The 2563-nt window shown below is 47.2% G+C and carries 1 protein-coding gene; it reads left to right on the forward strand.

The genetic code is table 11. From position 1 onward, the window contains the following. Window positions 1-8: 8 nt before the first annotated feature. Window positions 9-2563: non-ribosomal peptide synthetase (locus AC5V8P_RS24995; protein ID WP_495473998.1), on the forward strand; the 2555-nt coding region annotated here is incomplete at its 3' end.

Consider the following 2563-nt stretch of genomic DNA (forward strand, 5'->3'; position numbering starts at 1 on the left):
AGATACGTATGACTCAGCACGATGTTCAATTGTTTGCATTAAGCCAGCCACAGCAACGTATTTGGTACACGGAGCTTCTGAACCCTAATCGGAACACATCAACAATTATTGCTACTGTAAAAATCAGGGGAACTGTTCGTATAGATGCATTGCAGCAAGCAATGAACCGGGTGATTGCCCAAAACGATGCTTTCCGTATCAAAATCACTGCTCAGGATGGGATTCCATATCAATATGTAGAGCCGTTCGCTGCCCAAAGCATAGAAACCCTTCAGGTTACTCCGAAGGAAGCTGAGCTATGGGTGAGCCATCATAACGCCCAGCCGTTCCCTTTGCTGGATTCGCAGCTGTATCGGTTTGTTATCTTACAGCTGGGGGCAGAAGACACCTGGTTTAGTTTCAAGATGCATCATATTATTTCTGACGGCGCTACCATGGAGCAGGCCATTAATGAAATTACAGGAAATTATATGAATATTGTGCATGGTACAGGATTAGATACGCCAGTTCCGGCGAATTCATATCTTGATTTTATTCAGACGGAGCAGAGCTATGAGCAATCAGATCGCTATCAAAAGGACAAGACGTACTGGACGGAGAAATTTGCTGATTTGCCGGTGGTTACAGGTTTAAAATCATACAATCCGCATACTCTGAGCACGACTGCACGCCGGGAGAACTTTATATTGGAGCAGGAATTACATCATGGTGTTAAGGCTTTTTGCGAGGCGAACAACATTAGTATTTTTACATTTTTTTTGGCTGCTCTGTATATTTATTTGCATAAAATTACAGGAGAACAGGATTTAACCGTAGGTACATTGTATGCTAACCGTACGTTGAAGAAGGAAAAAACTACAATGGGTATGTTCGTCAGCACTGTGGCTACACGTCTGCGGGTCGAGCCAGAATCCGAGCTGTTCGCTTTCCTACAGGGTGTTGGCAAGGAGCAGGCGTCCATTTTGCGTCATCAGCGTTATCCGTACAACAAAGTTATTCAGGATTTGCGTGAACAGCAGGGCGGGACGGATATTCACCGCCTGTTTGGCGTCACCATTCAGTACCGTACGCTGAGTTTTTCCCGGTTTGATGAAGCTGTTCAGCAGGTGGATACCGATTTCTGCGGAGATACGGTGAACGACTTTGATATTGCTATGATAGACAAGCTGGATGACGATAAACTTGTATTGCAATTGGATTATCGGACCGAACTGTTTAGCGAGCAGGAAATTGCTCGAATTATTCGACAATTTTTGAGTGTGGCCGAACATATGGTGCAGGGTCCACACAAGCGGATACAAGAATTGTCGCTGATTAGTGAGGAAGAACGGGCGCAAATCGTCGATGTATTCAATGCTACAGCAGTGGAGTATCCATACGAAACACGCATTCATGAGCTGTTTGAGGAGCAGGCAGAGCGCACACCGGATCATATTGCCGTAGCTTTGGGTCAACAATCATTAACCTATCGTGAGCTCAATGAGACAGCCAACCGATTAGCGCATACGTTACGGGATGCAGGGGTGAAACCTGATGAACCTGTTGGCATTTTGACAGAGCGCTCGCTGGATATGATTACGGGAACACTCGCCATTTTAAAGGCTGGAGGCGCGTATGTGCCAGTAGATCCCCAATATCCGGAGGACCGTATCCGTTATATGCTGAAGGACTCGGGAGCCAAGCTGTTGCTAGCTCAGCAGGATTTACTGGATCGTTGCTATTTTGACGGACAGATTGTCAATCTGAATGATGATACGTCCTACAGTGCAGATGTTTCCAATCTGGGTGTAGAGGGAACGGGTGATCATGCTGCTTATGTCATTTATACCTCGGGTTCAACAGGTAAGCCTAAGGGGGTCGTTGTTGAGCACCATAGTGTCGTGCGCCTTGTCCGCAATACGGATTATGTGCCATTTGACGAATCGACCCGAATGCTGCAGACTTGCGCGTTTGTATTTGATGTATCTACGTTTGAAATTTGGGGGGCGCTGTTGAACGGCGGTCAGCTAGTTCTTGTTCATAAGGACGATCTTTTGGACGCGGCCAAACTTAAAGAGACGATACGGGATCATCGCGTCACCATGATGTGGCTGACTACACCGTTATTTAATCAGCTTTCACAGCAGGATAGTAAACTTTTCGGCGATGTGAAGTATTTGCTGGTTGGTGGTGATGTTTTATCTGCACCCCATATTAACAGGGTGCTGCGTGATAACCCGGACCTGAACATCATTAATGGCTATGGACCAACGGAAAATACAACCTTTTCGACGACGTATCACATTAAGGAAGAACAGCCGGATTCTGTGCCGATCGGACGCCCTATCCGCAATTCAACGGCATATGTTGTGGATTCGTCATTTAACCTGCAACCGGTCGGAGCTTGGGGGGAGCTGGTTGTCGGCGGTGACGGGGTAGCGCGTGGTTATCTGAACCGTCCTGAGCTAACGGCTGAAAAGTTCATAGACAGTCCGTTCCGCAGTGGAGAGCGCTGCTACCGTACAGGCGATTTGGTGCGCTGGAATGAGGACGGGACGCTCGAATACAAAGGACGGATCGACGC

It is taken from the genome of Paenibacillus sp. N119s (genome assembly GCF_059447605.1).